6 protein-coding genes are annotated in these 5,934 nt (G+C 56.9%); 2 read left to right on the top strand and 4 right to left on the bottom strand.

Annotated features, from left to right (window positions below):
• The 3 genes from B4F73_RS14450 to B4F73_RS14440 form a co-directional block, all read right to left on the bottom strand.
• Nucleotides 1-200: glutaredoxin domain-containing protein (locus B4F73_RS14450; protein ID WP_290481538.1), on the bottom strand; the 200-nt coding region annotated here is incomplete at its 3' end.
• A gap of 566 nt (nucleotides 201-766) precedes the next feature.
• On the bottom strand, nucleotides 767-2,626 hold the full coding sequence (locus B4F73_RS14445) for a M2 family metallopeptidase (protein ID WP_290483606.1): 1,860 nt from the start codon (nucleotides 2,624-2,626) through the stop codon (nucleotides 767-769).
• 70 nt (nucleotides 2,627-2,696) lie between these two features.
• Nucleotides 2,697-2,933 (bottom strand): BolA/IbaG family iron-sulfur metabolism protein, encoded by a 237-nt coding sequence (locus B4F73_RS14440; protein WP_034815527.1) that lies wholly within the window; start codon nucleotides 2,931-2,933, stop codon nucleotides 2,697-2,699.
• 135 nt (nucleotides 2,934-3,068) lie between these two features.
• Here B4F73_RS14440 and B4F73_RS14435 point away from each other — a divergent pair, with 135 nt between their 5' ends.
• Complete coding sequence (locus B4F73_RS14435) at nucleotides 3,069-4,067, top strand: M20/M25/M40 family metallo-hydrolase (protein ID WP_290483605.1); 999 nt, start codon at nucleotides 3,069-3,071, stop codon at nucleotides 4,065-4,067.
• Nucleotides 4,068-4,345: 278 nt separating this feature from the next.
• Nucleotides 4,346-4,963, top strand: a complete 618-nt coding sequence (locus B4F73_RS14430; protein ID WP_034815756.1) for a porin family protein — start codon at nucleotides 4,346-4,348, stop codon at nucleotides 4,961-4,963.
• Nucleotides 4,964-5,025: 62 nt separating this feature from the next.
• Here the strand turns inward: B4F73_RS14430 and B4F73_RS14425 are convergent.
• On the bottom strand, nucleotides 5,026-5,934 hold a 909-nt coding region (locus B4F73_RS14425), incomplete at its 5' end, for an AIR synthase related protein (protein ID WP_290483604.1).

Genomic DNA, 5,934 nt, shown 5'->3' with positions numbered 1-5,934 from the left:
TAGGCCTTGATGCCTTCCCGCACGGCCTGATCTTCCAGAACGTTCGTCGAGACATAGTCCACGCCAAGATAGTCCAGAACCTGCACCACAACTGATGAGAACCCGCACTGCGGGAACGTCGGTGTACCTTTCATGAAAAGTACGACGTCATTGGCTTTGACGGCTTTGTCGATGGCGTCAAGGGTGGCTTGGTCGGTCATGGGGAAGTCTCCGGTGTTTCAGTAGATGTGAGTGGGGAGCTTGCTCAGGTCAAGGGACTGAATCCGGTTCGCGGTGCCAATAGGCGCGTTCCAGAGTGCAGGGTTCCCATGGTGCCTCTTGTGAAAAGGATCCGCCATTAAACCGGGTGTGTTCGCCCATGAATCCTCCTCCGAACGTCCAAATGTCCCGGCGTGCCTGACCGGCGTCCGGCGTGAGAAATTCAAGCCCCAAATTCGTTGTTCTGCCCGGGCAGTAGTCCTCGAACTTACGGCGCCAAATAGCTTCTCTGATGTCATCAAGTTCAGTGTCTGACAGGCTGGTCCTCAATTCCAATCGCGCCCGCCCGCTGGCGCAAGTGACGGTGTAGAGACAGGCATATTCTACACCTTCATGACGTTCATGAAGATGCGAGTCTATCATCCGATCCAGCTTGTCTACGCTTAGGTTTCGCCAGAGCAGGTATCTGTTCAACGGATTGCTGGCAGCAAGGCCACCGATGACAAAAAAGACAGCGGCCACCCACAGGACTATTCGTCTGGGTGACCGCGTCAATTGGGAACGGTGTTTACCAGCCACAGCTCTCGGTGGCGTTCTGGTCTTTCATATAGAGCATCAGCGGATCGAAATACTCGATGATCGCGCTGCCATCCATTTCGCGAGTGCCGGTGAATTCTTCCAGCGTGTCCGGCCAAGGCTGTGACGCGCCAGCTTCCAGCATGGCATTGAAGCGTTTGCCCACTTCCTTGTTGTCATAGATCGAGCAGCGATGCAGCGGTCCTTCCCAGCCAGCCTGCTCACAAGCGGCCTTGTGGAACTGGAACTGCAGGATGTAGCTCAGGAAGTAGCGCAAATAGGGCGTGTTGCCCGGAATGTGGTACTTCGCGCCGGGATCGAAGGCGTCTGCCGGGCGCGGGGCCGGTGGTACGAGGCCCTGATTTTTCAGGCGGAGATCCCACCATGACGTGTTGTAGGCCTCTGGCGCAGTTTCACCAGACAGGACATCCCAGCGCCAGCCATCAACGGTCAGCGCAAACGGCAGGAAGGCGATCTTGTCGAGCGCGGTCTGCATCAGAAGTGCCGTGTCGGCATCAGCGCCCGGCTTTTCCTCAGCGGTGATCAGATTGATCTGTTCGAGGTATTCCGGTGTGATCGACAGGCCGACAAAGTCGCCGATGGCCTCATGGAAGCCATCATGTGCGCCGGTTTTGTACAAGTAGTCCTGATCCTTGTAGGCGCGCTGGTAGAAATTGTGACCCAGTTCGTGATGGACCGTATAGAAGTCTTCCGAGTTCACTTCGGTACACATCTTGATGCGTACATCTTCCTCATCGTCCAGATCCCAGGCTGAGGCGTGGCAAACGACTTCGCGGCCCTCTGGGCGCACGATCATGGAACGCTCCCAGAAAGTTTCCGGCAGCGGCTCGAGGCCGAGGGAGGTGAAGAAGGTTTCGCCTGTCTCGACCATTTTGATGGCGTCATAGCCCTTTTCGTTGAGGCGTTCGGTCAGGTCGTAGCTTGGTCCCGGCACGTCAGGCTTCACGACGTCATAGATGGATGACCATTGCTGGGCCCACATATTACCCAACAGGTCAGCGCGGATCGGGCCGGTGCGCGGCTGCACATCGTCGCCGTATTCTTCATTCAGTTTGGCGCGGGTGAAGCAGTGCAGCTCTTCATAAAGCGGCTCCACCTGCGTCCACAGACGTTGCACTTCAGCTTCCATCTCTTCCGGTGCCATGTCGTAGCCGGACAGCCACATCTGATCGAGGCTTTCGAAGCCAAGCTCATTTGCGCCTTCATTGGCGATCTCGACCATGCGGGCATAATCGTCCTTCATCGGCACGGAGATCGTGCGCCAGCCTTCCCAGACAGCTTTGAGCTCTTCCGGGTCGCGGCTGGTTTCAATGATCGTCGACAATTGGTCGAGGTTCAGTGCCTCGCCCTTATAGGTGAATTTTCCGGTGCCGTAGGTGGCGTCGAGACTGGTCGTGATCTGCGAAAGCTCCTCGGCTGCGCCCGGCGTCGACGGGGCAGGGATCGTGATCCCGGTACGCAACATGGTCATCTTGCGCGCCAAATCAGCTGGCAGGACGCTGACATCGAACTGCTTGGACTCATTCGCGAGTGAAACGGCGAGGATGGTCGATGCCGCACCAGCTTCGGCTGCGAGCGCGTTGGTTTCGGGCGTGATGTTCGTGGCCTGGTTCCAGTAGGCTTGCGCGGCAATACGGCTCTGCGCGGCGAGTTCAGCTTCGGCGCGCTCCAGGAAGGCGCGGGCCTCAGCGATTTCCACGGAATGATCGACTTCAGCGACCACTTCAGGCGCGGTGTCGAGAGTTGTTTCATCTACAGCTTCAGGCGCGGCGCAGGCCGCAATCATGAAGCTCAGCGCGATGGCGCTGGTGGTTAAGGTCAGGCGTTTCATGGGGTCGTTTCCTCATCCTTGGTTGCGGATGAAACAATAACGAACCGACCGTATCGTCAATGCGTCAGATTCAGGAATCCGGTGCCCGCGTTTTCAGGGCCAGCGCATGAAGTTCGCCCCCCATCGTGCCTTTCAGGGCAGAATAGACCAATTGGTGCTGCTTCACGCGGGGAATGCCAGCGAACTGGCTGCTGACGATCTCGGCCTGCCAGTGATTGTCGTCGCCCGCCAGGTCGGTCAGCGTGATCTCGGCTTCCGGGAAAGCGTCGGTGAGATATCCGAGCAGCGTCTCGCGTGACATGGCCATGGGCAGTTCCTTCCAGTTGCGTGGCAGAACTGGCGTTTAGCACCTGCGACGTCAAGCATCCGGCTGAACCGATTGTGACATCAGGAGGGCAACTCTAAAGTGGTAATAACAGAAATCATGATTGGATTCGCCCCCATGACCAGAATGCGCGCCTTCATTCTCGCCGAAGTTCTTTTCATTGTGATGATTGTCGCGGGCGTCTTCTTCTACATGAACCGCGATGACGACGTGGCGGACCGTCTCACGGAGTATCGCGCGATGTATGTAGACGGCCCAGCCATGCTGAACCTGACGGAAACGCTTTCCTCGGACGCACTGGAAGGCCGTGCTGCGGGATCATCGGGCAATGCCGCAGCACGGGGATTCATCCTGAAGCGGTTCGAGACGATGGAGCTGCGCAGGTTCCACGGGACATACGAGTACGCCTTTCCAGTCCTGCCGGGGCCAATGGACGGGTTATCGGAACCGGCAGACGGTGTGAATATTGTTGGCTGGATCGCCGGGGAGACGCCGGGGCGGGGCCCCATGCTCGTGGTTACGGCCCATTACGACCATCTCGGCATCGTTGACGGAGAAATATATAATGGCGCTGACGACAATGCCTCTGGTGTGGCCGCGCTTGTCGGTGTCGCAGAATATTTCGAGCGAAATCCTCCCAAGCACGACATCGTCTTTGCCGCGCTGGACGCCGAAGAAATCGGCTATCAGGGCGCAAAGGCTCTGGTCGAATCTGGGCTGATTGATCTTGGGCGGGTCGCATTGACCATGAATTTCGACATGGTTGGGCGATCCGACGCGGGAGAACTCTATGTCGCTGGCACCACGCCTTACCCGCAGCTGAAGCCCATGATTGATGATTTGGTCACCCAAGTGCCGGTAACCCTGCTCACAGGACATGACTCGCCTGAACTCGGACAGGATGACTGGACCAACCAGTCCGATCATGCCGTCTTTCACGAGATCGGCATTCCATTTCTGTATTTTGGGGTCGAAGACCATCCCGGATATCACGCCCCTTCGGATGATTATGGCGATCTGACACATGATTTCTTTGTGCGGGCGGGCGACACGCTTGTTATGGCGGTGAAGGCGGCGGATGCCTGGCTCATCTCGTCCAAGCGGCAGGAAAACTAATCCTTTCAAGGAGGAAGGGCGTGAGAACGTCGGCACCGCGGGTTGGTTCCAAACCCACTGTGTGTCACCGATTTGCAATGCTGCACGAAAGTCTCTGAGCACCGTATTTCAATAAATAAAACAACGGTAAGGGTGGTTAATCCGCATTAAGAACATGTGACTTTCCGGCAACTGCTGGGGGTTGCGGATTTGTCATGGGAACAGACACAGTTCAGACACGGTTTTCTTGTGGTCTCGCCGATCTGGCGGGAGCTGAACACGTCTTTAAAGGAGACCACATGTTTAAGTATTTTCTGATCGCATCTGCAGCCACGGGTCTGGCTGTGTCCGCTCAGGCGCAGTCCTATGAGAGTGACACGGGCTTCTATCTTGATGGCGGGTACCAGTACCTGGAAATCGAACCCGATGGTGCAGAGCAGGGTGTTGACACGAACGGCATCGCCGCGCGTCTCGGCTACAAGTTCAACAATGTCTTTAGCCTTGAAGGTGAACTGGCCTCGGGCATCGATGATGGCGAATTCGACTACAATGTTGACGAAGACGAATTCAATCTCGACGACAACAATGATGGCGACTTCAACGACTTGATCGGCGCTTCCGGCGACATCGGCCTGAACTATCTGGTTGGTCTGTATGGCCGCGCAGATGTGCCGCTTACGGAGCGCCTGAGCGCCTTCGGTCGCGCCGGTTATGCATATATCGATCTTGATGCGTCGCTGGCCACGCCGGGCGGTACGCCGATTACGGTTGAGGATTCCGAGGAAGGCCCGGCCATCGGTGCAGGTCTTACATATGACCTGACCGAAAACTGGGAGCTTCGCGGCGACTACACCTACTATTCGTTCGAAGATACCGACACGAATGGTGTGATGCTGGGCGTTGGCTACAAGTTTTAGCCTGACATAAAGTCACCAGAGTGAGCACCCCTTTTGCAGAATTCAGAAGGGGTGTTTCTCGTTCAGTCGACGGAATTCATATAGGCCGGCAGCCACCCCTCATGGGCTTTTCTTAGCTCTCCGACGGAAACCACGCCGTATGTTCCTAGGACCAACAGGTCATCGTCTGGGGACTCGGTGAGCTGGCCAAGTACGTCTACGTGAACGTCAGCGACTGCCGCTCTTCCAATTAGTTCTGATAAACAGTCCTCGGAGACGGAAACGAGGGTTCGCGCCTGATCTTCGCCAAACAACCAAGTGCAATTCGTAAGGTCTTTGTGAATAGTTGGATCAATGATGATTCCAATTCCGGTGGCCAGCGCCATATCGATGGCGGCACATATCAAACCACCCTCGCTCACGTCGTGAGCGGAGGTGACTTTCGCTTGTCGTATCATCTCGCGAACGAATGCTGCATTCTTTGCTTCAATCGCGAGGTTCACTTGCGGCGGAGTACCTAGATCGTCACCCTTGAGTCCGAGCCATTCCCGAGCGTAGAGCGAAGCGCCAAGATGACCCTTTGTTTCGCCGACTACAACCAGGGTGTCCCCGGGCTGCGCGCCGTTGAGCGTCGCCACCTTTGACAAATCCTCAATCAGGCCCACGCCGCCCACAACGGGTGTCGGCGGAATGGCAATGCCATCGGTCTCATTGTAGAGGGACACGTTGCCCGACACGACCGGGAAATCGAGTTCGCGGCAGGCTTCGGCCATGCCTTCGATGGCCTTCACGATATAGCCCATCGTGGCCGGCTTTTCCGGGTTGCCGAAATTGAGATTGTCCGTGATTGCAATCGGCGTCGCGCCGACGGCGGAGAGGTTTCGGTAAGCCTCGGCCACGGCGGCCTTGCCGCCTTCATAGGGATCGGCGGCTACATAGTGCGGGTTGCAGTCGGATGTGATGGCCAGCGCCTTGTTCGTGCCGTGGATGCG

The organism is Hyphomonas sp. UBA3601 (assembly GCF_002375605.1).
In the GTDB taxonomy this organism is placed as follows: Bacteria; Pseudomonadota; Alphaproteobacteria; order Caulobacterales; family Hyphomonadaceae; genus Hyphomonas.
This window is presented reverse-complemented; position numbering and strand designations above follow the sequence as displayed.

What these genes read in the sequence shown, in the direction of transcription:
- B4F73_RS14445 (WP_290483606.1), bottom strand. Translation starts at nt 2,626, where the DNA reads ATGAAACGCCTGACCTTAACCACCAGCGCCATCGCGCTGAGCTTCATG.
- B4F73_RS14440 (WP_034815527.1), bottom strand. Translation starts at nt 2,933, where the DNA reads ATGGCCATGTCACGCGAGACGCTGCTCGGATATCTCACCGACGCTTTC.
- B4F73_RS14435 (WP_290483605.1), top strand. Translation starts at nt 3,069, where the DNA reads ATGACCAGAATGCGCGCCTTCATTCTCGCCGAAGTTCTTTTCATTGTG.
- B4F73_RS14430 (WP_034815756.1), top strand. Translation starts at nt 4,346, where the DNA reads ATGTTTAAGTATTTTCTGATCGCATCTGCAGCCACGGGTCTGGCTGTG.